This is a genomic window from Streptomyces djakartensis, from assembly GCF_014651075.1.
Classification (GTDB): Bacteria; Actinomycetota; Actinomycetes; order Streptomycetales; family Streptomycetaceae; genus Streptomyces; species Streptomyces djakartensis.
In genome coordinates this window covers 1-25,928 of record NZ_BMWE01000029.1, presented here as the reverse complement: position 1 = coordinate 25,928, position 25,928 = coordinate 1, and the positions used below count along the sequence as shown (strand labels likewise).

The 25,928-nt window shown below is 70.2% G+C and carries 22 protein-coding genes and 1 pseudogene; 12 read left to right on the top strand and 11 right to left on the bottom strand.

The genetic code is table 11. From position 1 onward, the window contains the following. The first annotated feature begins 451 nt into the window (after positions 1-451). Both IE212_RS31830 and IE212_RS31825 read left to right on the top strand, forming a co-directional pair. Positions 452-1,591, top strand: a complete 1,140-nt coding sequence (locus tag IE212_RS31830) for a hypothetical protein (RefSeq protein ID WP_190201454.1) — start codon at positions 452-454, stop codon at positions 1,589-1,591. A gap of 81 nt (positions 1,592-1,672) precedes the next feature. Continuing rightward, positions 1,673-1,900 (top strand): hypothetical protein, encoded by a 228-nt coding sequence (locus tag IE212_RS31825; protein ID WP_190201453.1) that lies wholly within the window; start codon positions 1,673-1,675, stop codon positions 1,898-1,900. Positions 1,901-2,292: 392 nt separating this feature from the next. Here the strand turns inward: IE212_RS31825 and IE212_RS35760 are convergent. Next, positions 2,293-2,613, bottom strand: a pseudogene (locus IE212_RS35760) (WXG100-like domain-containing protein); the annotation flags it as partial. A gap of 293 nt (positions 2,614-2,906) precedes the next feature. Continuing rightward, positions 2,907-3,551: a hypothetical protein gene (locus IE212_RS31815; protein WP_190201451.1), complete on the bottom strand. Its 645-nt coding sequence runs from the start codon at positions 3,549-3,551 to the stop codon at positions 2,907-2,909. 147 nt (positions 3,552-3,698) lie between these two features. On the opposite strand from IE212_RS31815, the gene IE212_RS31810 reads away from it, so the two are divergent. Further along, complete coding sequence (locus tag IE212_RS31810) at positions 3,699-4,136, top strand: hypothetical protein (RefSeq protein WP_190201450.1); 438 nt, start codon at positions 3,699-3,701, stop codon at positions 4,134-4,136. A gap of 20 nt (positions 4,137-4,156) precedes the next feature. On the opposite strand, the gene IE212_RS31805 is transcribed toward IE212_RS31810, so the two are convergent. From IE212_RS31805 to eccCa, 7 genes are all read right to left on the bottom strand, one after another. Next, the gene (locus IE212_RS31805; RefSeq protein ID WP_229864662.1) at positions 4,157-4,459 is read right to left on the bottom strand and encodes an SUKH-4 family immunity protein; all 303 of its coding nucleotides are present in this window, start codon (positions 4,457-4,459) and stop codon (positions 4,157-4,159) included. A 92-nt stretch (positions 4,460-4,551) separates the two neighbouring features. Next, positions 4,552-5,883, bottom strand: coding sequence for an SUKH-4 family immunity protein (locus IE212_RS31800; protein ID WP_190201449.1), 1,332 nt, complete (start codon positions 5,881-5,883; stop codon positions 4,552-4,554). Positions 5,884-5,965: 82 nt separating this feature from the next. Continuing rightward, positions 5,966-7,945, bottom strand: coding sequence for an ATP-binding protein (locus IE212_RS31795; protein ID WP_190201448.1), 1,980 nt, complete (start codon positions 7,943-7,945; stop codon positions 5,966-5,968). A 209-nt stretch (positions 7,946-8,154) separates the two neighbouring features. Next, positions 8,155-8,388 carry an SUKH-4 family immunity protein gene (locus IE212_RS31790; protein WP_190201447.1) on the bottom strand — a complete coding sequence of 78 codons (234 nt, stop codon included), beginning with the start codon at positions 8,386-8,388 and terminating at the stop codon, positions 8,155-8,157. Between the two features lie 152 nt (positions 8,389-8,540). After that, the gene (locus tag IE212_RS31785; RefSeq protein WP_190201446.1) at positions 8,541-8,858 is read right to left on the bottom strand and encodes a DUF397 domain-containing protein; all 318 of its coding nucleotides are present in this window, start codon (positions 8,856-8,858) and stop codon (positions 8,541-8,543) included. 75 nt (positions 8,859-8,933) lie between these two features. After that, on the bottom strand, positions 8,934-9,335 hold the full coding sequence (locus tag IE212_RS31780; protein ID WP_190201445.1) for a hypothetical protein: 402 nt from the start codon (positions 9,333-9,335) through the stop codon (positions 8,934-8,936). A 166-nt stretch (positions 9,336-9,501) separates the two neighbouring features. Next, positions 9,502-13,446 (bottom strand): type VII secretion protein EccCa, encoded by a 3,945-nt coding sequence (gene eccCa, locus IE212_RS31775; protein WP_190201444.1) that lies wholly within the window; start codon positions 13,444-13,446, stop codon positions 9,502-9,504. Positions 13,447-13,715: 269 nt separating this feature from the next. Here eccCa and eccD point away from each other — a divergent pair, with 269 nt between their 5' ends. The 6 genes from eccD (at position 13,716) to IE212_RS31745 (ending at position 20,809) form a co-directional block, all read left to right on the top strand. Then, a complete protein-coding gene (gene eccD / locus IE212_RS31770) occupies positions 13,716-15,173 on the top strand; it encodes a type VII secretion integral membrane protein EccD (protein ID WP_190201443.1) in 1,458 nt (485 codons plus the stop codon). 208 nt (positions 15,174-15,381) lie between these two features. Beyond that, the gene (gene rpsO / locus IE212_RS31765) at positions 15,382-15,669 is read left to right on the top strand and encodes a 30S ribosomal protein S15 (RefSeq protein ID WP_010042739.1); all 288 of its coding nucleotides are present in this window, start codon (positions 15,382-15,384) and stop codon (positions 15,667-15,669) included. A 293-nt stretch (positions 15,670-15,962) separates the two neighbouring features. Further along, positions 15,963-18,182, top strand: coding sequence for a polyribonucleotide nucleotidyltransferase (locus IE212_RS31760; protein WP_190201442.1), 2,220 nt, complete (start codon positions 15,963-15,965; stop codon positions 18,180-18,182). Further along, the gene (locus IE212_RS31755) at positions 18,179-19,558 is read left to right on the top strand and encodes a M16 family metallopeptidase (protein ID WP_190201441.1); all 1,380 of its coding nucleotides are present in this window, start codon (positions 18,179-18,181) and stop codon (positions 19,556-19,558) included. The genes IE212_RS31760 and IE212_RS31755 overlap by 4 nt, the downstream gene beginning before the upstream one ends. A gap of 29 nt (positions 19,559-19,587) precedes the next feature. After that, positions 19,588-20,340: a 4-hydroxy-tetrahydrodipicolinate reductase gene (gene dapB, locus IE212_RS31750; RefSeq protein WP_190201440.1), complete on the top strand. Its 753-nt coding sequence runs from the start codon at positions 19,588-19,590 to the stop codon at positions 20,338-20,340. Positions 20,341-20,353: 13 nt separating this feature from the next. Beyond that, positions 20,354-20,809: a tetratricopeptide repeat protein gene (locus IE212_RS31745; RefSeq protein ID WP_030231188.1), complete on the top strand. Its 456-nt coding sequence runs from the start codon at positions 20,354-20,356 to the stop codon at positions 20,807-20,809. 69 nt (positions 20,810-20,878) lie between these two features. Here IE212_RS31745 and IE212_RS31740 read toward each other — a convergent pair whose 3' ends face one another. Both IE212_RS31740 and IE212_RS31735 read right to left on the bottom strand, forming a co-directional pair. After that, positions 20,879-21,433, bottom strand: coding sequence for an SCO5741 family PH domain-containing membrane protein (locus IE212_RS31740; RefSeq protein ID WP_190201439.1), 555 nt, complete (start codon positions 21,431-21,433; stop codon positions 20,879-20,881). A 110-nt stretch (positions 21,434-21,543) separates the two neighbouring features. Continuing rightward, on the bottom strand, positions 21,544-21,783 hold the full coding sequence (locus IE212_RS31735; RefSeq protein WP_190201438.1) for a hypothetical protein: 240 nt from the start codon (positions 21,781-21,783) through the stop codon (positions 21,544-21,546). 176 nt (positions 21,784-21,959) lie between these two features. On the opposite strand from IE212_RS31735, the gene thyX reads away from it, so the two are divergent. From thyX to IE212_RS31720, 3 genes are all read left to right on the top strand, one after another. Further along, on the top strand, positions 21,960-22,700 hold the full coding sequence (gene thyX, locus IE212_RS31730; RefSeq protein WP_190201437.1) for an FAD-dependent thymidylate synthase: 741 nt from the start codon (positions 21,960-21,962) through the stop codon (positions 22,698-22,700). 208 nt (positions 22,701-22,908) lie between these two features. After that, on the top strand, positions 22,909-23,808 hold the full coding sequence (gene dapA, locus IE212_RS31725; protein ID WP_190201436.1) for a 4-hydroxy-tetrahydrodipicolinate synthase: 900 nt from the start codon (positions 22,909-22,911) through the stop codon (positions 23,806-23,808). 150 nt (positions 23,809-23,958) lie between these two features. Continuing rightward, entirely contained in the window at positions 23,959-25,644 is a 1,686-nt protein-coding gene (locus tag IE212_RS31720; RefSeq protein ID WP_190201435.1) for a ribonuclease J, read from the top strand. Positions 25,645-25,928 lie beyond the last annotated feature (284 nt).

Below are 25,928 nucleotides of genomic sequence, written 5' to 3'. Positions count from 1 at the left end.
TCGGGGGACCGAGTTTTCCAAGGCGTCCTGTTCCGCCCTGGTGGGGTCGGTGACGCCGCCCGGCGGATTGGTGTTGCGGGTTTGCGAGGCCGGGGTCGGGGGCTCCTTCGGCTTCGAGGTGTCCGCGGGATTCTGCTGATGGGGGTTGCTCGGGGTGGAGCTCGGAGTGTGGGGGGTGGACTGGTTGGCCTGGTTGTTCGGCGCTGGGGTCACGTGGTGGATGGGGACCGGGGTGACCTGGGGCTGTTGCTGGTGGTTCGGGGGGCTGGTCGGGGGCTGTTGTGCGGTGTGCTGTCCGCCCGGCTGGTTCGGGCTGTTCGGCGTGCTGCCCCCCGGCTGGTGGGGTGGCCGGGCGGGGGTGGAGCCGGCGTTCGGCTGGTTCGGAGTGCCCGGCGTGCCCTGAGCGGTGGGGTTGTGGGTGACGGGACCAGGCTGAGTCGAGGAGTTCGAGGTGCTGTTGCTTGGTGTCGAGGGGTTCGGAATGCCGCTGCTTGGCGTCGACGCGCGGTCGGGTCCACTGCCGGTCGACGTGGAGGGCGACGCCGTGGGAGTGCTGGAGGTCGGCGGTGTCGTCCTGGAGGGAGCCGACTGGGTAGGGCTCTGGTTCGAAGGGGTCGTATTCGGGTTGGCGCTCGGGGTGTGGCTGCGGCTGCCACTGGTGCTGCCGCTGGTCGAGTCCGTGGCGGGGCGGGGTGTGGTGCCGCCACCGGGGGTGGCCGTACCGGGGTTGTTGCGCGGGGTGGTGGCGTCTCCCGGAGGGATGGCCGAGCCAGGATTGTTGCGCGGCGGAATGCGGTCGCCGGGCGTCGTACCTGGCGTGTTCCGCGGTGAGTCGGCGTGGCCCGGGAGCGCACTCCCTGGGCGCTGGGACGGTATTCGGACGTCTGGTGTGCTCGGCGCGCGGCCGTCCCCCGCGCCCGGAGTTCGCCCGTCCGGCGTCGGGGCAGGAGTGCTGCGGGGCGCCGTAGGAGACGTGGGGCTCGGTGTGGAGGCAGGCCCCGTCCCCGTGGCGGAAGGCGTACCGGGGACGGCGGCAGAGGGGTTTCTCGCCGGGGCGGGGGTGGGGCTGGGGCTCGTCGCGGACGAAGCGCTGCCCGAGCTACCCGAGCCGCCCGAGCCGTGGTGCGTGCCCCCCGGGACCGTGCCGCCGCTGGAAGGTGCCGCGGGTGACGTCGGTATGGCTGAGCCGCCGTCCGAGCGGCTGCCGGCGGGCGAGGGCTCGGCCGTTGTGGGGGTCGGTGCCGCGTTGGACTGTGTGGGAGCGCCGGCGGCCAGGCTGTCGATCTGGGTGCCTATCGATCCGCCCCCGGGCGAGGAGGACGTTCCGCCGGACGCCGTGGGCGAGGGAGCGGACTGCGGGGAGGGGGAGGAGAGGCCGGAGACGGAGGTGCCGTTGCCGGTGTGGGAGGGGCCGGAGGCGCTCGGCGTGACGGTCGAGCCGTTCGAGTCCGAGCCGCTGGACGAGGGACCGCCGGGCGAGGGATCGTCGAAGTCCGACAGCGACGGCCCTGAAGTCGGCGTCGGCCTCGAGTACGGCGAGTCCGAGGAGGACGAGTCCCGGCCGGAATCCGGGCCCGGCCCGGAGTCGTAGCCTGGCCCGGAGTCGGGGCCCGCCCCCACCTTCGGTCCGCCGATGTCGTTGCCGCCGGTGTCGGCGGATATACCGCCGCCTATGTTCACGCCCGGGCCGGTCACGGCGTTCGTTCGCGACGACGCCGACGGGTCCGACGCCGAAGAACCGGAGTCGGACGAGGACGACGAGGACGACGAGGAAGTGGAGCTCCCTGAGCCGGAGTCGCCGCTGGTGCCGCTGTTCCCGCTGTTCCCGCTGCTCGTGTCCTCGCCGGAGCCGGCATCGTCACCACTCGGCGAACTCGACATGCCCGAGGGGCCGTTGTAGCCATCGATCCGGCTGTCGACCGCATGGTGGAAGCGGTCGCCCGCCTTTCTGCCCATGCTGTCGCGGACACCCTCCGCCAGGGTCTGCGGGGTCTGGCGGAGCGCGTCCATTCCCGCCGTGCCGCCGGCCTTGAGGGTGGTGCCGACGTCGTAGCCTTCCTGGGCGCCGAAGCCGACGTTCACCGTCTGACGGATGAGGTCGGTGATGATCGCCTCGATCGCCGAGATCGCGGGCTCCTTCATCGCCTCGACGATCGCCTCCATCAGCGCCTTCTTGAGCTCGTCGAGGAGGCGGCGCACGATCAGCCGGGTCACCTGGGTGGCGCCCAGTCCGGCGACTTCGGACAGGCCGAAGGTGAAGGGCGCGGCGGCGTGCGCGGCGACGATCTCGATGGCCAGGGCGATGAGTTGGGCGATGACCGCCCATTTGGCGAACTCGACGAGGTAGGCGCAGGCCTCCATGACGTTCGCGATGATGAAGGCGGCCTCGGCGGCGTTGCGGAGGTAGCCGTCGGAGCCGCCTTGGCCGTCGAACTTCTCGTAGGTCTTGACGAACTTGTCGATCGACTCGCCGGCGTTGTGTGCCGTGACCGTGCGGGCGCTGTTGTTGGCCCTGGTGTGCAGTTCGGTGACGTCCTCGCCGAACTGCCGCCACAGGGCCGCTGAGTCTCTGAGCTTGTCCTCGTCCGCCGTGGGCCATCTGTAGCCCAGCATTTCGAGAACCCATTCGAGTTCGTCCGGCAGCATCATCGACACAGCAGCAAGCACCCCCGTCAGCCAGCACGGCCGTACAACTCCCTCTCCCGCCAGGGGGAATCACACAGGAGTGCAGCCGTCCGCAAGAGTTTACGGACACAGGCAGAGGTAACTTCAGAGGGTTGCTGTCACAAACCCGTTGCAGGTCGCCGCGGTTGCCTGAGATGTGAGGGATCCCGTCCAGTTCCGGTCTCTCAGACCGCTTCTGGACCTGCGGTTGGTGGGGGCATGAAGACGAGCGGCCTGAGCCGTCAGAGGAAGTAGCTGACCAGGTACGACACCCCAGCCCCTACGAGCCCCACCCCGATCACGCCGACCACGACAGCCCGCGTCACGCCCCGCCCCGCCGCCTCCCAGGCCGCGTCGAACGAGAGGCGGCTCCGTCCGAAGGGAGCGAACCCGGTGGCCAGGCAGAAGACGCCGAGCCCGGCGAAGACCCATCCACCGAAGAAGGCGGCGAACCAACGCCAAGCCCGGTCCATGCCGGTCTGGACGTAATCGGCGTTCATCGCGTCATCGGCACTCGGCGACTCGGTCCGCTGCACCGCCAACTCGGCTCCCGTCGCGTACCGTTGCCGGACCCGCACCGTCGCGGTGCCATCCGTACTCCTGCCGTCCTCCGAGACGAAGGTCCCTTCACAGCGGACGGGCCGGCGGTTCTTACGGCTGCTGCGCGAGGCGTTGCTCGGGTAAGTCACATCGCACTGCCGCACCGTCAATGTGCCGTGCGTGCCGGCCCAGCCCGCCGCGTACGCTCCCTCGTACGCGCCGAACCCGCTCAGGACGAGCCCGGCGAGCAGGAAGACGAGACCGCCCGCACGCCCAAGTCGTGCCAAGCCCCAGCCGACCAGGCCGGTGAGAGAACGCGCGTCTCCCGTCCCGTGACTCCGCGCCATGACGATACGGCCCTCCTCATAGGGTGTCTTTCCTGCGTGCCTTCTCCCCGGGCCCTGCTCATCCTCCGCCCGCAGGGGCCAGCATGGCACCCGCATGTGACGGGAGATACTGCGGATGTCGAGAAGCGCGGAGCAACGAGAGGCGACATGACCAGGCGACCCGAGAACTCCCCGGACCCTCAGGGTCCCGACGACCCTTCACAAGAACGCGGCGTACTGGACGAGGCCCTCGAACCGGAGCAGATCCGCTCCCTGAACTCCGCCCTGCGCAAGCTGTCCGAGACCGACAACGTCAGCAAGGACATGCAGGAGGCGGCGAAGAGGCTCCTCTCCGGCCGTCTCGCCCTGCGCAACGCGCTGGACGACCCCACGGTGGCACGCGCCCTGGGTGGGGGCATGGCCTCCCTGCGGGGTAAGTGGGAGTCACTGTCCGAGGAGGAGCGCGAGCAGATCAGGCGCGGGGAGACCCCGCCGAGCGGTGCGCCCTCGTCGGAATCCTCCGAGCAGGGCATGACGGACGGGGAGTCCTCTCAGTCCGGCAAGAAGAACCAGGGCCGGCACAGCGGCGGGTTCTCCCTGTACTGATCACCAGCACGCGGGAGGCGTCATGCCTGACGCGGCTGAAGCTGCTGCCGGTACAGCGCGATCGCCGTCTCGGTCGGGTAGTTGGGGACAGCGATGATCTCGCCGGTCTCCTTGGCGACCACTACCTTGCTGCCGCCGGGCGGAGCCGGCTGCGGCCGCCCGGCGATGTCCGTGACCGGCGGGAACGCCGCGTACACCAGGTACCCGATGTCGAACTCCTCGACGCGCAGCTCCACGGGCGACCCGTCCGGCAGTCTGGGCCGCGCGTAGCGGCTGCGCACGATGGCGAGGGCCTCCTCGGCGCTGGCCGGCGGCACGGTCACGGGATGCGCTCCTCGTCCTCTCGGTTCGTCCTCTCGGTTCGTGCTCTCGCCTTTCTGGACTGGATGCGGGACTGACTGCCGGCAAGGGCCGGTCAGAACAACCCGTGCCACATCTGCTCGACGACGAGGGACCACCAAGTCTCCGCATTCCCCAGCGCGGACGCGTCGATCGCCACCAACTGCTCCTGTAGAGCCGCGACTTCCGCACCGGCCGCGACCGGACTCAGTCCCTGCATCCGTTCCCGTACCGTGGCGATCAGGGCCAGGGAACGGGCGAAGGCGGCGACCGAGCCGTTGATGTAGCGGGCCGCGGCGGTGACCGGGTCGACCGCCCACACCGCGCCGAGGCCGTCCGGCTGCCCGGTGCCCGGCAGACACTGCACCGCGACGACCGCCACTCCGTCGAAACCGATCCGGGCCAGGTGGGCCAGACGGTCGGTCTTCTCCTCACCGGCCGGGCTGCGCCGTTCGCGCAGATTCGTGGCGACGTCGGTGAACAGGCCGCCGGCCGGCGGGGCGTCGGGCCGGTCGGCGGTGAAGAAGAGCGGGAGGTCGGCGGGCAGCCCCGCCCAGGTGAGCGTCGCCCCGGCAGCCTCCGGCATCGGGCTGCCCGCGATGTCGTCGGCATCGTAGCGGCGTACGCCGTCCTGGCCGAAGACTTCGACGAGATGCCGGCCCAGCGCCACGTCACGCATCGGCTCGGCGGGCGGCACCTGGGCGGGAACGGGGAGCCGGTGCGGCCGGGGCGGCGCCTGCTGGCCCGCGATCCGATGCATCGTCTCGACCTGCTCGATCAGCGCCGCGACGCCCTCCGCACGGGCCTCGGGACGGGCGCCGTACGTCTGCGAGCAGGAGAGCTGGGCGTTGCGGAAGGAGTTGAGGAGTTCAGCCGTGTAACCGCCGGGGAGCAGGCTCGGGCGCAGGTCGGTGTGGACGGCCACGACGTTCTCGGCGGGTACGTTCATCCGCCGCAGTTCCATCCATGCCTGGTACTCCGCGGGGGGCAGGCCAGGGGCGGAGGTGCGGAAGAGGGTGGTCTCCTCGCCGTTCGCCGGGTCGACGTACGTGAAGACAGCGGTGTTGCCGGGGCCGGTGACCGGAGGGCCGGAGCCCTCGGCCGGGCCGGTCGCCTGCGCCCCTTCGCCGTGCTTCTGCCGGTACATGTGGACGACCTCCTCAACGGGCACTGACGGCCAGACCGTCAGCTCTCCGCTGCGCCGGTCGACGACCCCGCAGGCGTTGCCGATCTCGGCGGGCGGCCGCCGCTCTCCGGTCTCCGGGTCAAGCTCCGGCTCCGCGGGCGCGGCCCACACGACCCACCCCAGGTCGAACTCCTGCATCCGGACCTCACGGCGCGGCTCCGCGGAGCCTTCCGGGTTGAGCCAACGGTCGGCGATGGCGAGCGCCTGCTCCTGGCTGGTCACGGGCGAGGCTCCTTCGAGGGGTCGGTTCAGGTCGGGCGTTGGAAGGGAGAGGGCGCAGCGGCTCGCGAGGTTGTCGTGGCGCCTACGAGGCTAGCCCGGCGCCCGCCCCGCGAATACGGAGGGCCTTCGCCCCGCGCTCGGTGGCGAGCAGCAGGATGCCGTCGGGCGACAGGTCGGCAGCGGTGAAGGCCGTGTCGGAGATCAGCGCGGCCACCATCTCCTGACTGGCTCGCTCCCAGACCCGCAGGTAGTCGGCGCCGCGGCTCAGGCCCAGTGGGGCCGCGGCCCGCTCGTCCTCGGACGGGAGCAGAATCTGCGCGGGTTCGATGTCGCCCAGGTGACCGGCCTGTACAAGCCCGTGGACGAGTACGGCGGAACCGGACCCTTCGCCGGGCTCACCGACCGGCCGTGCGCCGGGCGTGCCCGCTGGGACGACGAGCACGGCGACCGGTGTGGCCGGGCCGTCGGTGTGCGGCAGGCTGCCGACCGTCACGGCGCTGACGCCGGGGACGGGCAGGCTCCACAGCGTCTGCCAGGGCAGTGGGAGATCGAGCCGCTGGTGGATCGCCTGGGCGTACTCGGGCAGGCCGTCCTCGACGAACGCGGTCTCCAGCAGGGCGGCACGCAGGGTGACGGGCGCCTGGGTGCGGGTCATCAGGGGAGCCGTGCGCAGGTACGTACGGGCCGGTGCGCCCAGTACCTCAGCCGGTACGGCCTCCACGGCGGTGCGCAGCGGCACCGGGTCGGCGTGGACGAACAGGCCTGGATCGGTGAGGAGCTGGGGGAGCAGCCCGGCTTCCAGGGTATGGCCGGCGATGTGATCGCGTACGTAGGGGTCGGCCTTGCTCCAGTCCTGCTCCGGCACGGCTTCCAGCAGGGCCATGGCGATCCGGCTCTGAGCGGCGGCGACACTGGGCAGACCGGCGCGGATCTCGTCACCGAGGGCCGGGTGCAGCAGCCGCAGCAGGGTACGACCGCCGCCCCCTTGTTCGTTCCCCGGGCCCTCCGCGTCCTGTTCACCCTCCGGCGCCCCGGCGTGCAGTTCCTCGGGCTGCACGAAAGGCCCGACGAGGAGCATCCCGTCCACGAACGCCGCGCTCATGTCCTGCCCGGCTACCGCGTTCACCAGTCTCGCCCACAGGTGGACCGGAATGCCGTCGGCCTCGGCGAGGGCGAGCGGGGTCAGGAGCAGCCGCAGCGTCCGCGGGTCGGCGCCGAGCCGCTCGGCGTGCAGGTCGAGGGCCTCGCCGACAGAGGCCGGCAGGTACCTCTCCTCGGCCGGGTCGAAGCCGTCGGGAGCCATCAGCAAGCAGTTGACGGCGAGTTGGACGACCAGGGGACTGGACCCCGCCCGGCGCCCGATCGCCGCCCCGAGGGCGAGGCGGGCGGCGGGGTCCACGGTGAACGGCAGCTCGGGCGCCCCGAACTCCGGGTTCAGCGCCGCGTGGGCATGTCTCACCATGCCCTCCGAGTCCGCCCACTCCGGCTCGTCGAGGTCGATGACCTGGACGGTTCCGGCCGCCAGGATCCCGGCCAGCTCGACGGCCAGCGGGCGCGGCACCTCGGCCAGCAGCCGGACCGTGCCGGTGGCGGCCAGTGGCACGAGCACCTCCCGGGCCAGCCGGGCGGGCTCGCCGGCCGCCCGTACCGGACCCGCCCGGTCGACATCGGGCACGACGACGGTCACCGGCTCGTCGAGGGCGGCCAGTTCGACGTAGACATCCTCGGTGCTGGTGGCGTTCAGGTCGTAGTGGTCGGCGAGCAGCCACAGCACCTGGGCCGCGGTCAGGCCCTCGGGGGCCGGTACCGCCGGAGCGGGCAGTTCCGGTGGCACGGTCGACGGATCCATCGCGTCCAGCGGCAGCCTCTTGCGGTACTCCGGATCGCACAGCATGAGGAACCCGGTGAGCAGGTGTGAACGCCCACTGCCGGAGCTGCCGGTGAGCAGGACCACGCGCGGGGCGCCCGGCGCGCTCCTCCGCCAGGCGGCGAGCGCGCGCAGCGCGGCGGCCCGCCCGCCTATGTGGGGGTGCGGTGCGTAATCCTCGGTCGAGCCGGTCATGGGTCCCCGTCCTCCGCCGCCACGGACGCATTCACGTACGACGCTGATCTTAGGGTTCGGGCCGACGGCCCGGACGAGCGGACCGGACCCGCGGACATCCCGGTACGCGCCTCGGGGAGGGAGGAGGGAGGAGGGAGGAGGGAGAGACATCGGTGCTGTGCGGCCGGTCCGGGGTGGGACCGCCGGGAGGGGCCGGCCTGTCCCGGCCGTCAGGTGTTCTGCGTGAGGTTCTTCCGGTACAGGGCGATGGCCTGCTCGGACGGGTAGTTGGGCACGGTGACGCTTTCGCCGGTCTCCTTCGACACCACGATCTTGGCTCCGCCGGGTGGGGCGGGCCGCGGCCGGCCGGATGCGTCGACGCTGGGCGGGAGGACCGCGTAGACCACGTAGCCGATGTCGAACTCGTCGACGCTGAGTACGAGGGCGTCAATGCTTTCTGGCACGGGGCGCCACCTGGTTCCAGTCCCCCTGGAGCGGTCGGGCATGAGCAGAGACTCTTGCCGGCTCGACCACTTCCTTGACCCTCTGCCACGCAAACAGCCGCCGCCCGCTTCCGGCGAACGGCGGCCACCCCCCCGGCAGACCAGAGGCGGACCTACTCGCCCGCCACACCCCCGCCCTGCGGCGCCGGCTCCAGATCGAACTCCCCGTCCCGCGCCCCCAGCACGAACGCCCGCCACTCCGCCTCCGTGTACCGCAACACGGTGTCGGGATCCAGAGAGGACCGCATGGCCACCGCGCCCTCGGGCAGGTACGCGATCTCGACCCGCTCCTCGTGCTCCTCGGTACCCGGCGCGCAGTGCCACTCGACGCCCGAGATGTCGAGGGCGTAGAGCTCGTCCCGCTCCCGCTCCTTGCGCGCCTTGATGTCCTCGGCCTGAGCCCCGACCTCGTTGTTGCCTGCCTCGGTCATGCTGGTGAGCCCCTCCTGACGTGCTGACGAAGTGGGACTCACACTACTGGCGCGGATGACCGGTCACATGCCGGTTCAGTGGGTCGGCCGGGTGTGCAGCGTCCCGGTCGCGACGCCGGGCGGCACCTTCACCTGGCCGTCGTAGTCGGCCATCGTCTGCCGCCAGACGGCGTCCTGCTCGGCCTCGTTGAGCTCGTGCTTCACACCCATCTTGGTGAACGCGACGCCCATCCCGGCCAAGCGCTCCGCCAGGCTGCCCATCGACTGGTACATGCCGTCGCGCAGGCCCTCGTAGACGACGCCGAACTTCTCGCCGATGTCGTCGTCACCCCACGGCGGGGTGTCGCCCTTTTCCAGGGCGGTCAGTTGGTTCTGGAGGTTCGTCACGGCCTTGGAGAAGTCCAGCCCGACGTTGAACATGTGGAATCCCTCGGTCTTCAGTACCTCGGGATCGCAGTCCATGTAGTCCGACGACACAACTGCCCCCGTAGCTCGCCGTTTCGGTCGCGACTCCACCTTATCGGCGCCACCCGGACGAGACCCAGCCCGCACGGGCATACGAGGACCTGCTCCTCCGGACAACAAGAAGGGGCGGCACCCACACGGGTACCGCCCCTCCGCCCCTCCAAGTCGGCAACCGGCCTCAGAACCGGCTCGGCAGCCATCCCGTCTGGATCAGCTGCCCACCGCGCCGACGCGTGTGGAAGTACCCCCGGCCCGGAGGCAGTTGCGTCGCCGTGATGTTGCCCAGCAGCGCGCCCTCCGAGCGGTCGCCGGAGAGCACGACGCCCTGGGCGCCGAGCTCGCGCATCCGCTGCATGACCGGCTCGTACAGCGACCGGCTCGCACCGCCCGAGGCGCGCGCGATGATGATGCGCAGGCCGATGTCACGGGCGAACGGCAGATACTCCAGGAGCGGGGCCAGCGGGTTCACGCCCGTCGCCACCAGGTCGTAGTCGTCGACGATGACGAACGCGTCCGGGCTGCTGTACCAGCTGCGGTTGCGCAGCTGCTCCGGCGTGACGTCCGGGCCCGGCATACGGCGGCCCATCGAACCGGCCAGGCCCTCCAGGGTCTCCGTCAGGGCGGGTGCCGACGCGCAGTACCGCGACAGGTGCGAGTCGGGCACGCCCTCCAGGTGGGCGCGACGGTAGTCACCCATCACGATCTTCGCCTGGTCCGGCGTGTACCGCTCGGTGATCTGCTTGACGAGCAGCCTGAGCAGCGCGGACTTACCCGACTCGCTCTCACCGAACACGATGAACAGCGGGTCGGTCTCGAAGTCGACGAAGACCGGCGAGAGCGAGGACTCGTCGATGCCGAAGGCGACACCGCGGTCCGGGTGCTCGAAGCCCTTGGGCAGCCGGTCCGCCGACAGCATCGTGGGCAGCAGGCGCACGGCGGGGGCGTGGCTGCCCTGCCAGTTGTCGTTGATGCCGCGGATGAGGATCGAGGTCGCCTCGGACAGGTCGTCCGTCTCCGAGGAGCCGTCGACCCTGGGCAGTGCGGCCATGAAGTGCAGCTTGTCCGGAGTCAGACCGCGGCCCGGCATGGTGGCCGGCACGTTCTGCGCGACCTTCCGGTCGATCTCCGACTCGGTCGGGTCACCGAGCCGCAGCTCGACGCGGTTCTGCAGCATGTCCTTCAGCGCGGGACGCACCTCGGTGTAGCGGCTCGCGGTCAGGATCACGTGCACACCGAAGCCGAGGCCGCGCGTCGCGATCTCGGTGACGGTGGGCTCGAGCATCTCGTAGTCCGTCTTGAAGGTGGCCCAGCCGTCGATGACGAGGAAGACGTCACCCCAGGGCTGGTCGGGCAGATGCCCCGCGGCCCTGCGCTGCCGGTAGGTCTGGATCGAGTCGACGTTGTTGGCGCGGAAGTACTCCTCGCGCGCGTTGAGGATGCCCTCCACCTCGCTGACCGTGCGGCGCACCTTCTCGGCGTCGAGACGGTTGGCGACACCGCCGACGTGTGCGAGGTCCTCCATCGCGATCAGACTGCCGCCGCCGAAGTCCAGGCAGTAGAACTGCACTTCGCTGGGCGTGTGGGTGAGCGCGAACGACGAGATGAGCGAGCGCAGCAGCGTCGACTTGCCGGACTGCGGGCCACCGACGAACAGACCGTGGCCCGCGCCGCCCGAGAAGTCCCGGTACAGCACGTCACGCCGCTGCTCGAACGGCTTGTCCACCAGACCGACCGGCACGTTGAGCCGGCCGAGAGCCGTGTAGTCGGGCGCCGTGAGACCGCGGTCCTGGGTGACGGCGAGCTGCGGGAGCAGCTGCTCCAGCGACGGCGCCTCCTCCAGCGGGGGCAGCCACACCTGGTGGGCGGGCGGGCCCTGGTTGACCATCCGGCCGACCAGGACGTCCAGGACGGTGTCGGCGAGCGCGTCGTCCACCCTGTTGTCGGGCTCCGGCTCCTCGATGACCGGCTGCGGGGGCAGCGCCACCGGCTCCGCCGTGAACAGCGCGGGCCGCAGCTGGGTCGAGCGGTGCACCCGGGAGGGGCCCTCGCCGTGGTACGGCCCCGACACGTACGCCGCCTTGAAGCGGACCATCGTGTCGGTGTCGTACCGCAGATAGCCGGAGCCGGGGATCGACGGCAGGTGGTAGGCGTCCGGGACACCGATCGCCGTACGGGACTCGGCGGCGGAGAAGGTCCGCAGACCGATCCGGTACGACAGATAGGTGTCCAGGCCGCGCAGCTTGCCCTCCTCCAGGCGCTGCGACGCCAGCAGCAGGTGGATGCCCAGCGAACGGCCGATGCGGCCGATCTGGATGAACATGTCGATGAAGTCGGGCTTGGCGGTGAGGAGTTCGGAGAACTCGTCGAGCACGATCACCAGCGAGGCCATCGGCTCCAGCGCGGCGCCCGCCGCCCGGGCCTTCTCGTAGTCGTGCAGGTTGGCGTAGTTGCCGGCCGAGCGCAGCAGCTCCTGGCGGCGCTGCGTCTCACCCATGATGGAGTCGCGCATGCGGTCGACGAGGGTGAGGTCGTCCGCGAGGTTGGTGATGACGGCCGCGGTGTGCGGCATGTCCGCCATGCCGGCGAAGGTCGCACCGCCCTTGAAGTCCGCGAGGATGAAGTTCAGCGTCTCCGAGGAGTGCGTCACCGCGAGACCGAGCACCAGCGTGCGCAGCACCTCGGACTTGCCGGAACCGGTGGCGCCGACGCACAGGCCGTGCGGGCCCATGCCCTCCTGCGAGGCCTCCTTGAGGTCCAGCATGACCGGCTCGCCGTTCTCGCCGACACCGATCGGCACCCGCAGCCGCTCGTGCAGCGTGCGCGGCCGCCAGGTGCGGGAGACGTCGACGGTGCCCGCGTCGCCGATGCCCATGAGGTCGGTGAAGTCCAGGTTGGACAGGAGGGGTTCACCCTCCTCGGCGGAGCCGACCCGGAAGGGGGCGAGCTGCCGCGCCAGAGACTCGGCCTGCGCCGTGTTCAGCACGTCCGGCTTGCCGCTGTACGCGGACTCGTGGCCGACGAACAGCCGCATCCGGTCCTGCTTCACGTAGATCGTCAGACCGGCGCGCAGCTCGTCCTCCAGTTCGCCGGGGGCGATCTCGAGGAAGGTGACGCCCTGGAGCCCCTCGGAACTGGCGAGTTCGGAGTCCGGCGGCACCGTACCGCCGTCGAGCACCACGATCAGGTGCGGCTGGTCGTAGACGGGGTTGGCCTCACGGTTCCAGCGGGGCCGGTCGTCCAGCTGGTCCGCCAGCGCCTCCTCCAGCTCGCCGAGGTCGTCGAACAGGAGGCGGGCCGAGCCCGCTCCGTCCTTGGCCTTCGGGTGCTGGCTGTGCGGCAGCCACTTGATCCAGTCCCACTCCGCGGTCGCCGACGGATGCGCCACCACGGCGATCATCAGGTCCTCGGGCGAGTGCAGCGTCGCCAGCTGGGACAGGGACGCGCGGGCGTTGCCGTAGACGGTGTCGGTGTCTCCGCACACGGTCACGTGGTAAAAGGCGCGCAGCGAGACGGAGACGGGCAGGTCGGGCAGACTGCCGTGCGCGTCGAGGAACGCCTTCATGGCCGCCGCGGTCAGCGGCTCCAGCTCGTCCTTCGGCGCCGTCTCCGGCGCGACGAGCGGAGTGTTCAGCTGCTGGACGCCACGGCCGATGCGCACGGACGCGAAGTCCGCGTCGGCCGGACGGCGTTCCCACAGGCGCTTGCCGTCCGCGGCGACCGCCCACAGCTGCTCCGGGTCCGGATGCTGGAAGAGCTGGCTCTGCCGCTGCAGTTCAGCGGTCTTGTGTACGTCCTTGCGGACCTGCTCGAGATAGCGGAAGTAGTCACGCCGGTCCTGGGCCATCCCGGCCCCGCCGCCCTGCCGGGACTTGGCGAACTGGGCTATGGCCATGGCGAGGGTCGAGGCCAGCATCAGCCCGCCGACCACTCTCATGTAGGAGGGCAGGTTGGGCATGAAGAAGAAGCCCACGGAACCCAGCATGCCCATCATGGGCAGCAGGTTCATCAGCATGCTCTCGTCGCCCTCGCGCGGGATCTCGGGCGGCGTCTCGAGTTTGACCTCGCCGTCCGGGACGACCGGGGGCACTGTCCGCGGTGGCCGTTTGATGATGACGACGCTCACCGATGCACTCATCCTTCGCGATTGATACGTCTTGGCACCGACGCCCCCGTGTACCGCGACGTGTTCCCGTCCGCGTAGGCGTCGTCCGCGTAGGCGTCGATCCTACTGATGCGCCCAGTGCCCAGGAGAGCCAGGAGGATGGAGATGCGGAGGGGGTCCGGGGAGGATTGAGGGAGGCAGCCCCTGCGCCTTGCGGGGCAACGGATAAGGTGGCGCTTCGCGTCGTACGAGCGGCGTGAAGCAGCCTTTCCAGCAGGGGGAAACACCAGGTGAGCACGGGGACTTCGACAGGTTTCTGCCGAATCACCATCGCAGCGCCGGACAGCCGGGTCGATGTGGCGCTGCCGGAGGACCTGCCGATTCAGGACCTCTTTCCTGAGATCGTCAGACTCTCGGGCCTGGTCCAGTCGGATACCAGCCCCGCCGGCTACCACCTCGTGAGCCGTGAGGGCCAAGTGCTCGACGCGAGCCGTTCGTTGCTCGAGCACCGGGTCAGGGACGGCGACGTGCTGCTGCTGCGAACCTTCGCCGACTCCCTGCCGCCGGCCGTTCACGACGACGTGGTGGACGCGATCGCCGCCGCGGTCAAGCAGGACATCCGCAGCTGGAACGACAACCTGATGCGGGTGGCCGGTCTCGTCTCGGGTGCGCTGCTGCTGGTCATGCTCGGCTTCGTCTTCTGGTTCGCGGACCCGGTCCGGCACGACATGCACGGCCTGCAGGGCATCCTCGCCGGAGTGACCGCACTCGCCCTGACGGCACTCGCCGGCGTACGGGCCCGGGTGTACGAGGATCGCGGCTCCGCCGTCGCGCTCGGCGTCTCCGCGCTGCCGCACGCGCTCATCGCCGGCTCGGGCGTCATCCCCCAGGACGCGGGTGAAGGGCCCGGCAAGCTCCAGTTCCTCGTCGGCTGCGTCGCCGTACTGCTGTTCTCCGTCGTCCTGATCATGCTGCTGCCCCAGGGGGACGCCCCGTTCGTGGCCGCGGCGCTGGCCGCCGCGATCGGCACGCTCGCCGTGTTCTGCGGTGTGCTCACCGAGGCCGAGCCGCGGGAGATCGCCGCCGGCACCTCGGTCGTCGCCCTGGCGGTCGTCGGCTTCCTGCCCGGCTGGTCGGCCCGCTTCGCCAAGCTCCCGATCGGCTTCCGCAACCCCGAGGACCTGGCCCGCGCCCGCCGTGAGGGCCGCGAGGGCGACATGGAGGCCGTCGACGTCCAGCGCATCGTCGCCCAGACCAGCCGGGGCCACGAGCTGCTGCTCGGCCTGGTCGGCGGCTGCGCCGTCGTCATCATCGGCGCGGGCGGCGCGGTGCTCGGCTTCAGCGACAACGGCTGGGCCCAGCTGCTGGCCCTGTGCACCGGCCTCGCCGCGATGCTGCGGGCCCGCCTCTTCCGCTACACCGCCCAGGTCACCTGCCTTCTCGTCGCCGGTGTCGTCACCCTGGGCCTGCTGATCCTCGGCCTCGCGATCTCGCCGCCCGCCGACGTCGTGACGGAGCTGCTCCAGGGCAATTCCGGACCGGTCGACGTACGCACCCTGTGGCTCGGCGCCTCGGTCGCGGCCGGCGTGCTGCTGCTGATCGCGATCGCCCTGATCGTGCCGCAGAAGGGGCTCTCCCCGTTCTGGGGCCGCATGCTCGACCTCGCGGACTCCTTGGTGCTGCTGTCGCTGGTGCCGATCTGCCTGGCGGTCCTCGACGTCTACGCGAAGGTCCGCGGCGGCGTCTGACGTCCCGGCCGCCCGGCGCCGGTACCGGGCGGACATCCCACCACGTGCGGGCTGGTACCCTGAGTGACGGCCGTTTGTGTACGCACCCCCGGAGCTCCCCGCTCTGGTGGCAGCGCCCAGCGGATCCCCGCCTTCCGAGTCACGGAAGCTCCCCCGAGAAGCAGACCGGGGGCACTCGGTGGCATCCACAGACCAATGAGGAGTACGCGTGTCGCTCGACGCCGCTACGAAGAAGCAGATCATGTCCGAGTTCGGTACCAAGGAGGGCGACACCGGCTCCCCCGAGGTCCAGGTCGCTCTGCTGTCCCGTCGGATCTCCGACCTGACCGAGCACCTCAAGACCCACAAGCACGACCACCACTCCCGCCGTGGCCTGCTGATCCTGGTGGGTCAGCGTCGCCGCCTTCTCCAGTACCTGGCGAAGAAGGACATCCAGCGCTTCCGTGCGCTGGTCGACCGCCTCGGCATCCGCCGCGGTGCGGCGGGCGCCAAGTAAGACGCCGTGAGGGGAGCGGTTCCCGGAGGATAAGGGGACCGCTCCCTTTGCTGTACGTGCGGAGTGTCACCGCGGCTTTGTACTGTGGTAGCACAACGCAATACGGACGACACAAGCACGACAAGAAGAGGAGAGGCGCACCCAGCCGCCGCCGGTCCTCGGTAGTGGCCCCCGGGGGATGCGAGCCCCGGGTGCTTCGATCGAAGACCGGCCCGCACAGCCCGGAGCGCTTCTCCGCAACCGTCCCCCTGCCACACGGGCAGCGACGGGACGAAGACGAGGAGACATTGCTAGTGGAGAACGAGACCCACTACGCCGAGGCCGTCATCGACAACGGCGCCTTCGGCACCCGCACCATCCGCTTCGAGACCGGCCGCCTGGCCAAGCAGGCCGCCGGTTCCGCCGTGGCGTACCTGGACGACGACACCATGGTGCTGTCGGCCACCACCGCCTCGAAGAACCCCAAGGACCAGCTCGACTTCTTCCCGCTGACGGTGGACGTCGAGGAGCGGATGTACGCCGCCGGCAAGATCCCCGGCAGCTTCTTCCGCCGTGAGGGCCGCCCCTCCGAGGACGCGATCCTCACCTGCCGCCTGATCGACCGCCCGCTGCGCCCGTCCTTCAAGAAGGGCCTGCGCAACGAGATCCAGGTGGTCGCCACGATCATGGCGCTCAACCCCGACCACCTGTACGACGTCGTCGCGATCAACGCGGCCTCCGCGTCCACACAGCTGGCCGGCCTGCCCTTCTCCGGCCCGATCGGCGGCGTCCGCGTCGCGCTGATCAGCGGCCAGTGGGTGGCCTTCCCGACGCACACCGAGCTCGAGGACGCCGCGTTCGACATGGTCGTCGCGGGCCGTGTCCTGGAGGACGGCGACGTCGCGATCATGATGGTCGAGGCCGAGGCCACCGAGAAGACCATCAAGCTGGTCGAGGGCGGCGCCGAGGCGCCGACCGAGGAGGTCGTCGCCGCCGGTCTCGAGGCCGCGAAGCCCTTCATCAAGGTTCTCTGCAAGGCCCAGTCGGACCTCGCCTCCAAGGCCGCCAAGCCGACCGGCGAGTTCCCGATCTTCCTCGACTACCAGGACGACGTCCTGGAGGCGCTCACCGCCGCCGTCAAGCCGGAGCTCGCCCAGGCGCTCACCATCGCCGGCAAGCAGGAGCGCGAGTCCGAGCTGGACCGCGTCAAGCAGCTCGCCGCCGAGAAGCTCCTGCCGGAGTTCGAAGGCCGCGAGAAGGAGATCTCCGCCGCGTACCGCTCGCTGACCAAGACCCTGGTCCGTGAGCGCGTCATCAAGGAGAAGAAGCGCATCGACGGCCGCGGTGTCACCGACATCCGCACCCTGGCCGCCGAGGTCGAGGCCATCCCGCGGGTCCACGGCTCCGCCGTGTTCGAGCGTGGCGAGACCCAGATCCTGGGCGTCACGACGCTGAACATGCTCCGCATGGAGCAGCAGCTCGACACGCTGTCGCCGGTGACGCGCAAGCGCTACATGCACAACTACAACTTCCCGCCGTACTCCACCGGCGAGACCGGCCGCGTCGGTTCCCCGAAGCGCCGCGAGATCGGCCACGGCGCCCTCGCCGAGCGCGCCCTGATCCCGGTCCTGCCGACGCGCGAGGAGTTCCCCTACGCGATCCGCCAGGTGTCCGAGGCGCTCAGCTCCAACGGCTCGACGTCCATGGGCTCGGTCTGCGCCTCCACCATGTCGCTGCTGAACGCCGGTGTGCCGCTGAAGGCCCCGGTCGCCGGTATCGCCATGGGCCTGATCTCCCAGGAGATCGAGGGCGAGACGCACTACGTCACCCTCACCGACATCCTCGGTGCGGAGGACGCCTTCGGCGACATGGACTTCAAGGTCGCCGGCACCAAGGAGTTCGTGACCGCGCTCCAGCTCGACACCAAGCTGGACGGCATCCCGGCCTCCGTCCTGGCCGCCGCCCTGAAGCAGGCCCGTGACGCCCGCCTCCACATCCTCGACGTGATGATGGAAGCGATCGACAAGCCGGACGAGATGTCCCCCAACGCGCCGCGGATCATCACGGTGAAGATCCCGGTCGACAAGATCGGCGAGGTCATCGGCCCCAAGGGCAAGATGATCAACCAGATCCAGGAGGACACCGGCGCCGAGATCACCATCGAGGACGACGGCACGATCTACATCGGCGCCGCCGACGGCCCCTCCGCCGAAGCCGCCCGCACCACGATCAACGGCATCGCCAACCCGACGATGCCCGAGGTCGGCGAGCGTTACCTCGGCACGGTCGTGAAGACGACCACCTTCGGTGCGTTCGTCTCCCTGCTGCCCGGCAAGGACGGTCTGCTGCACATCTCGCAGATCCGCAAGCTGGCCGGCGGCAAGCGCGTGGAGAACGTCGAGGACGTGCTCGGTGTGGGCGCCAAGGTCCAGGTCGAGATCGCCGAGATCGACTCCCGCGGCAAGCTCTCCCTCATCCCGGTGGTCGAGGGCGAGGACGCGGACGAGACGAAGAAGGACGACGCCGACAAGTGACGTCGCGCAACTTCGAGGCGACGGCCCGCACCTCCACGGAGGCGCGGGCCGTCGCCCGTACCCAAACCCTCATCAAGGGCCAGAACGGCATCGGCACGGTCCGCAAGACCACCCTGCCCGGCGGGCTGCGCATCGTCACCGAAACCCTGCCCTCGGTCCGCTCCGCGACCTTCGGCATCTGGGCGCACGTCGGCTCCCGCGACGAGACCCCGGCCCTGAACGGCGCCACGCACTACCTGGAGCACCTGCTCTTCAAGGGCACGACGCGCAGGTCCGCCCTGGACATCTCCGCCGCGATCGACGCGGTCGGCGGCGAGATGAACGCGTTCACGGCGAAGGAGTACACGTGCTACTACGCGCGCGTGCTCGACACCGACCTGCCGCTGGCGATCGACGTCGTCTGCGACATGCTGACCGGCTCCCTCATCCTCGAGGAGGACGTCGACGTCGAGCGCGGCGCCATCCTCGAAGAGATCGCCATGACCGAGGACGACCCGGGCGACTGCGTGCACGACCTGTTCGCGCACACCATGTTCGGCGACAACCCCCTCGGCCGCCCGGTCCTGGGCACCGTCGACACGGTCAACGCACTCACCGCCGACCGCATCCGCCGCTTCTACAAGAAGCACTACGACCCGACCCACCTGGTCGTCGCCTGCGCCGGCAACGTCGACCACGCCAAGGTCGTACGGCAGGTCCGCGCCGCCTTCGAGAAGGCCGGAGCCTTCCGCAACCCCGGTGCCGAGCCCGTCGCCCCGCGCGGTGGCCGGCGCGCCCTGCGCACCGCCGGCCGGGTCGAACTGGTCGGCCGCAAGACCGAGCAGGCGCACGTCGTGCTCGGCATGCCGGGCCTGTCCCGCACGGACGAGCGGCGCTGGGCCCTCGGCGTGCTGAACACCGCCCTCGGCGGCGGCATGTCCTCCCGCCTCTTCCAGGAGATCCGCGAGAAGCGCGGCCTGGCCTACAGCGTGTACTCGTACACCTCGGGCTTCGCCGACTGCGGCCTGTTCGGCGTGTACGCGGGATGCCGCCCGTCCCAGGTGCACGACGTGCTGAAGATCTGCCGCGACGAACTCGACCACGTCGCCGAGCACGGCCTGACCGACGACGAGATAGGGCGTGCCATCGGCCAGCTCCAGGGCTCCACTGTCCTCGGCCTGGAGGACACCGGCGCGCTGATGAACCGTATCGGCAAGAGCGAGCTGTGCTGGGGCGAGCAGATGTCCGTCGACGACATGCTCTCCCGCATAGCGTCGGTCACCCCGGACGATGTCCGCTCGGTCGCCCGCGAGATCCTGGGACGGCGGCCCTCCCTGTCGGTCATCGGCCCGCTGAAGGACAAACAGGCGGCCCGCCTGCACGACGCCGTCGCCTGACAACTCCCCTGGTGAAGGAAGCACAAGAGATGAGCAAGCTGCGCGTGGCGGTCCTCGGCGCCAAGGGCCGGATCGGCTCGGAAGCCGTCCGGGCCGTCGAGGCCGCCGAGGACATGGAACTGGTCGCCGCCCTCGGCAGGGGCGACAAGCTTCAGTCGCTGGCCGAGACCGGCGCCCAGGTCGCGGTGGAACTCACCACGCCCGACTCGGTCATGGCCAACCTCGACTACTGCGTGAGCCACGGCATCCACGCGGTCGTGGGCACCACCGGCTGGACCGACGAGCGTCTCGCGCAGCTGAACGGCTGGCTGGAGAAGTCCCCGGCAACCGGCGTGCTCATCGCGCCGAACTTCTCCATCGGCGCCGTCCTCACCATGAAGTTCGCGCAGATCGCCGCCCCGTACTTCGAGTCCGTGGAGGTCGTCGAGCTGCACCACCCGAACAAGGTGGACGCCCCCTCCGGCACCGCCACGCGTACCGCCCAGCTCATCGCCGAGGCCCGCCGCACCGCCGGCACCGCCCCGGCCCCCGACGCCACGGCCACCGCCCTCGACGGCGCCCGCGGCGCCGACGTCGACGGTGTCCCGGTCCACGCCGTCCGGCTGCGCGGCCTGCTCGCACACCAGGAGGTACTGCTGGGAGCCGAGGGCGAGACCCTGACGGTCCGGCACGACTCGCTCCACCACAGCAGCTTCATGCCGGGCATCCTGCTCGGCGCCCGCCGCGTGGTGAGCACCCCGGGCCTGACCTTCGGCCTGGAACACTTCCTGGACCTGAACTGAGCCTCTGACCGTCATGCGCGCGAAGCTCACCTACGCCCTCACCGCCGCCGTCCTGGTCGTCTACTTCGTCCTGGTCGGCAGCCGCGGCGTGCTGCTCATCGAGACCGGCACACCCCTCACCGTCACCTTCGGCGTCGCGGTGCTGATCCTGCCGGTCATCGGCCTGTGGTTCCTGTGGAAGAACACCCAGTTCGTTCGCAGGGCCAATGCCCTCGCCGCCGAACTCGACGCCGAGGGCGGCCTGCCCGTCGACGAGTTGAAGCGCACCCCCAGCGGGCGCATCGACCGGGACTCGGCCGACGAGGTCTTCGCCCGGCGCAAGGCCGAGACGGAGGCCGCCCCCGACGACTGGCGCACCTGGTTCCGCCTCGCCGTCGCCTACCACGACGCCCGGGACACCCCGCGCGCCCGCAAGGCCATGCAACGAGCGATCGCCCTGCACGACGGCAAGCAGCCCGAAGCCGCCTGAACCCCCCCTCACTCACGCCGGCGGGGCCGGACCGCGCACGGTCCGGCCCCGCCGGCATGAGTGAGGACGTCAGTGCGCCCGGTTCTCCTCGGCCCACGCCTCCACCGAGTCGGCCGCCCGGTCGAAGGCCTCCCCCCGGCCCAGGAAGTCCGCGTTGTGCGTCGTCATCAGCGGCGGCGCACCGTTCGCCGACTGCCCTCGCCGGACCAGCAGCACCGCCTGCCCCTGCACGGTCTGGGGGAGCCCCAGCCAGCGCACCGGCTGCTGCACCGTGCGCACGGAGGACACCTGTTCCCAGGACGCCGTACGCGTCGTCAGGAAGCCCGTGTGCCGCAGGCCGCGCGGGCTGACCCACACGCCCATGCGCAGCAGCCGCAGAGACCCGGCGATGACGAGCAGCGCGAGCGCGAAGACGATCCCGGCCGAGGTCAGTTCGGCCGTCGCCGCGATGATGACCGCCGCGAACAGCACGAACGAGGCCAGCAACAGCGCCAGCGCCGCGGCGGCCACGCGCCACGGCCCGGGCCGGTACGGCCGCCGCCAGCGGTCACGGTCCTCGTACGGCAGCGGAACGTCGTCCGCCGCCTCGAATACGCGGTCGGCCGTCAGGAAGGGCAGGGGCACGGCGGGTCCTCACTCGATCCATGCGTGGGCTGTGCCCGGTGAGGCTACCGATCTGTGTCCCCGGTCACCACTGGCGGGGGCCGGATGGAGTCACCGCCGGCCGGCGGCTCTCAGTGTTTCTGCGACGCCTGGGACTGCTGGGGGTGCGAGTCCTGGCGATCGGTGGACAGCGCGGGCGTCCCGATGACCAGGGACCCCACGAGCCCCGACACGACGGTCAGACCCAGCAGCCAGCGCCCGGCCATCTGGCCGAGGGACAGCCGCTCGCGCGGTGGGGGAGTGACATTGCTGCGGAACCTGTCGGCCTCGGCGACGAAGGCAAACGGTACGGGTTCACGCCGACCGAACATCAGGGGTGCTTCTCCTTCGGAGGTGGAACGGATCACTTTCATCCGTAGAGACGAAAGAACTCCCTCAGAGGTGCCCTGTTTCACCGACTTCATTGCGGCCCGCCACCGATCGCTCGGTTTCGGTCGGGCCGTAGAGTGGCGTCGCCACACGACGAGATGGGAAGGCCCTGCCAACCGTGACCGACACCCCCGCCGACGACCCCAAGCCCAGCTACCGCAGCGACGTCACCGTCGAGCTGGTCAAGCACACCGCGTCCGACGCGGACGTCCTCTTCGCCGCCCGCGTCTCGACCCTCGGCGAGCAGTCCCTGGACGAGCTGAACAAGGACCCCGAGCGCTCCAAGGGCCTGATCAACTACCTGATGCGGGACCGGCACGGCAGCCCCTTCGAGCACAACTCGATGACCTTCCTCATCAGCGCCCCGATCTTCGTCTTCCGCGAGTTCATGCGGCACCGCGTCGGCTGGTCCTACAACGAGGAGAGCGGCCGCTACCGCGAGCTCCAGCCCGTCTTCTACGTCCCCGACGAGTCCCGCAAGCTCGTCCAGGAGGGCCGCCCCGGCAAGTACGTCTTCGTCGAGGGCACCCGGGCCCAGCAGGAACTCGTCGGCCGTGTGATGGAGGACTCCTACCGGCAGGCCTACGAGGCCTACCAGGAGATGCTCGCCGCCGGCGTCGCCCGCGAGGTCGCCCGCGCCGTTCTCCCCGTCGGCCTGTACTCCTCGATGTACGCCACCTGCAACGCCCGCTCGCTGATGCACTTCCTCGGTCTGCGCACCCAGCACGAGCTGGCCAAGGTGCCGTCCTTCCCGCAGCGCGAGATCGAGATGGTCGGCGAGAAGATGGAGGCCGAATGGGCCCGGCTCATGCCGCTCACCTACGCGGCCTTCAACGCCAACGGGCGCGTGGCGCCGTAGCGGCCCGCTCCCCGATCCGGTACAGATGTACGGTTCAGCCGCGCGAAGTGTCCGTATTGCGGCATTTCGAGAAGTTCATCTAGCCTGATCAAACGGGTCCGGCACTGCTTGAACCCCCGAGCAGGCAGTGCCGGGCTCCACCTTTGTCATGACTTGTCGCATCCCCCTAGGGCAGACCCGGTCCTGAGCAACGAGTAGCGTGTAACCCATGGCTCCGACCTCGACTCCGCAGACCCCCTTCGGGCGGGTCCTCACCGCCATGGTCACGCCCTTCAAGGCGGACGGCGCACTCGACCTCGACGGCGCGCAGCGGCTCGCCACCCACCTGGTGGACGCAGGCAACGACGGCCTGATCATCAACGGCACCACGGGCGAGTCGCCGACCACCAGCAACGCGGAGAAAGCGGATCTCGTACGGGCGGTCCTCGAGGCCGTGGGCGACCGCGCCCACGTCGTGGCCGGAGTCGGCACCAACGACACCCACCACAGCATCGAACTCGCCCGCGCCGCGGAGCGCACCGGCGCACACGGCCTGCTGGTCGTCACGCCGTACTACAACAAGCCCCCTCAGGAGGGCCTGTACCGGCACTTCACGGCCATCGCCGATGCCACCGGGCTGCCGGTCATGCTCTACGACATCCCCGGCCGCAGTGGCGTCCCGATCAACACCGAGACGCTCGTCCGCCTCGCCGAGCACCCCCGGATCGTCGCCAACAAGGACGCCAAGGGCGACCTCGGCCGCGCGAGCTGGGCCATCGCCACCTCCGGCCTCGCCTGGTACTCCGGCGACGACATGCTGAACCTGCCCCTGCTCTCCGTGGGCGCCGTCGGCTTCGTCTCGGTCGTCGGCCACGTCGTCACCCCTGAGCTGCGCGCCCTGGTCGAGGCGTACACCTCGGGCGACGTCCAGAAGGCCACCGAGATCCACCAGAAGCTGCTCCCGGTCTACACGGGCATGTTCCGCACCCAGGGCGTGATGACCACCAAGGCGGCGCTCACCCTGCAGGGTCTGCCCGCCGGGCCCCTGCGCGCCCCCATGGTCGAGTGCGCGCCGGACGAGATCGAGCAACTCAAGATCGATCTTGCCGCCGGCGGGGTACAGCTCTGACATCAGACTTCGCGCGGCCCCCGCGCACCTGCTTCACAACTGAATAGGCGGGCCACCGGTCCCGCACCCCACATCGACAACTGCTTCTGCACGAACGTCACGCGCGCCACGTGCCCATCGGTACGTGGCGCGCGTGGTGAGGAGAGTCTTTTGAGTCATCCGCATCCCGAACTCGGCCCGCCCCCTCCGCTCCCCGAGGGAGGCCTGCGAGTCACCCCGCTCGGCGGTCTCGGCGAGATCGGCCGGAACATGACGGTCTTCGAGTACGGCGGCCGCCTGCTGATCGTCGACTGCGGCGTGCTCTTCCCCGAGGAGGAGCAGCCCGGAATCGATCTGATCCTTCCGGACTTCTCGTCCATCAGGGACCGCCTCGACGACATCGAGGGCATCGTCCTCACGCACGGCCACGAGGACCACATCGGCGCCGTCCCGTTCCTCCTGCGCGAGAAGCCGGACATCCCGCTGATCGGCTCCAAGCTGACCCTCGCCCTCATCGAGGCCAAGCTCCAGGAGCACCGCATCCGCCCGTACACCCTCGAGGTGGCGGAGGGGCACCGCGAGCGCATCGGCCCCTTCGACTGCGAGTTCGTCGCGGTCAACCACTCCATCCCGGACGCGCTGGCCGTCGCCATCCGCACCCCCGCGGGCATGGCGGTCCACACCGGCGACTTCAAGATGGACCAGCTCCCGCTGGACAGCCGCCTCACGGACCTGCACGCGTTCGCCCGCCTGAGCGAGGAGGGCATCGACCTCCTCCTCTCGGACTCGACGAACGCCGAGGTCCCGGGGTTCGTTCCGCCCGAGCGGGAGATCTCGGGCGTTCTGCGCCAGGTCTTCGCCGGCGCCCGCAAGCGCATCATCGTCGCGAGCTTCGCCAGCCACATCCACCGCATCCAGCAGATCCTGGACGCGGCGCACGAGTACGGCCGCCGGGTCGCCTTCGTCGGGCGCTCCATGGTGCGCAACATGGGCATCGCACGGGATCTGGGCTACCTGAAGGTTCCCCCGGGCCTCGTCGTGGACGTCAAGACGCTCGACGACCTGCCGGACAGCGAGGTCGTCCTCGTCTGCACGGGCTCCCAGGGCGAACCCATGGCGGCGCTCTCCCGGATGGCCAACAGGGACCACCAGATCCGCATCGTCCAGGGCGACACGGTGATCCTCGCGTCGTCCCTGATCCCCGGCAACGAGAACGCGGTCTACCGCGTGATCAACGGCCTCACCCGCTGGGGGGCCAACGTGGTCCACAAGGGCAACGCCAAGGTCCACGTCTCCGGCCACGCATCCGCGGGCGAGCTGCTGTACTTCTACAACATCTGCCGCCCGAAGAACCTCATGCCGGTGCACGGCGAATGGCGCCACCTGCGCGCCAACGCCGAGCTGGGCGCCCTGACCGGCGTCCCGCACGACCGCATCGTCATCGCCGAGGACGGCGTCGTGGTCGACCTCGTCGAGGGCAAGGCGAAGATCTCCGGCAAGGTCCAGGCGGGCTACGTCTACGTCGACGGGCTCTCCGTCGGCGACGTGGGCGAGCCGGCCCTCAAGGACCGCAAGATCCTCGGCGACGAAGGCATCATCTCGGTCTTCGTCGTCATCGACTCGTCCACCGGGAAGATCACCGGCGGCCCGCACATCCAGGCCCGTGGCTCGGGCATCGAGGACTCCGCCTTCGGAGACGTGGCCCCCAGGATCACGGAGGTCCTCGAGCGCTCCGCCCAGGACGGCGTGGTCGAACCCCACCAGCTGCAGCAGCTCGTCCGCCGCACGCTGGGCAAGTGGGTCTCGGACACGTACCGGCGCCGCCCGATGATCCTGCCTGTCGTGGTGGAGGTCTGACGGTCCGTCGGGCCTCAGCGAGCGGCAACTGAGAGCGGGGCGCCTCGATTTGCATCGGGGCGCCCCGCTCCAGTAGGTTTACAACTCCTTCCGAGGGGGCACCCAGCCGATTCCGGCCCGGGGACCATGCCCGGCCGAGGAGGGGAAATCCGACTCAGAAACTTCTGATAAAGTCGGAAGCGCCGGAAAGGGAAACGCGAGAGCGGGAACCTGGAAAGCACCGAGGAAATCGGATCGAGAAAAGATCTGATAGAGTCGGAAACGCAAGACCGAAGGGAAGCGCC

What these genes read in the sequence shown, in the direction of transcription:
- IE212_RS31815 (WP_190201451.1), bottom strand. Translation starts at nt 3,551, where the DNA reads ATGGCGCGGAGTCACGGGACGGGAGACGCGCGTTCTCTCACCGGCCTG.
- IE212_RS31810 (WP_190201450.1), top strand. Translation starts at nt 3,699, where the DNA reads ATGACCAGGCGACCCGAGAACTCCCCGGACCCTCAGGGTCCCGACGAC.
- IE212_RS31735 (WP_190201438.1), bottom strand. Translation starts at nt 21,783, where the DNA reads ATGTTCGGTCGGCGTGAACCCGTACCGTTTGCCTTCGTCGCCGAGGCC.
- dapA (WP_190201436.1), top strand. Translation starts at nt 22,909, where the DNA reads ATGGCTCCGACCTCGACTCCGCAGACCCCCTTCGGGCGGGTCCTCACC.
- IE212_RS31785 (WP_190201446.1), bottom strand. Translation starts at nt 8,858, where the DNA reads ATGACCGAGGCAGGCAACAACGAGGTCGGGGCTCAGGCCGAGGACATC.
- IE212_RS31795 (WP_190201448.1), bottom strand. Translation starts at nt 7,945, where the DNA reads ATGACCGGCTCGACCGAGGATTACGCACCGCACCCCCACATAGGCGGG.
- dapB (WP_190201440.1), top strand. Translation starts at nt 19,588, where the DNA reads ATGAGCAAGCTGCGCGTGGCGGTCCTCGGCGCCAAGGGCCGGATCGGC.
- IE212_RS31745 (WP_030231188.1), top strand. Translation starts at nt 20,354, where the DNA reads ATGCGCGCGAAGCTCACCTACGCCCTCACCGCCGCCGTCCTGGTCGTC.
- IE212_RS31825 (WP_190201453.1), top strand. Translation starts at nt 1,673, where the DNA reads ATGTTCACGCCCGGGCCGGTCACGGCGTTCGTTCGCGACGACGCCGAC.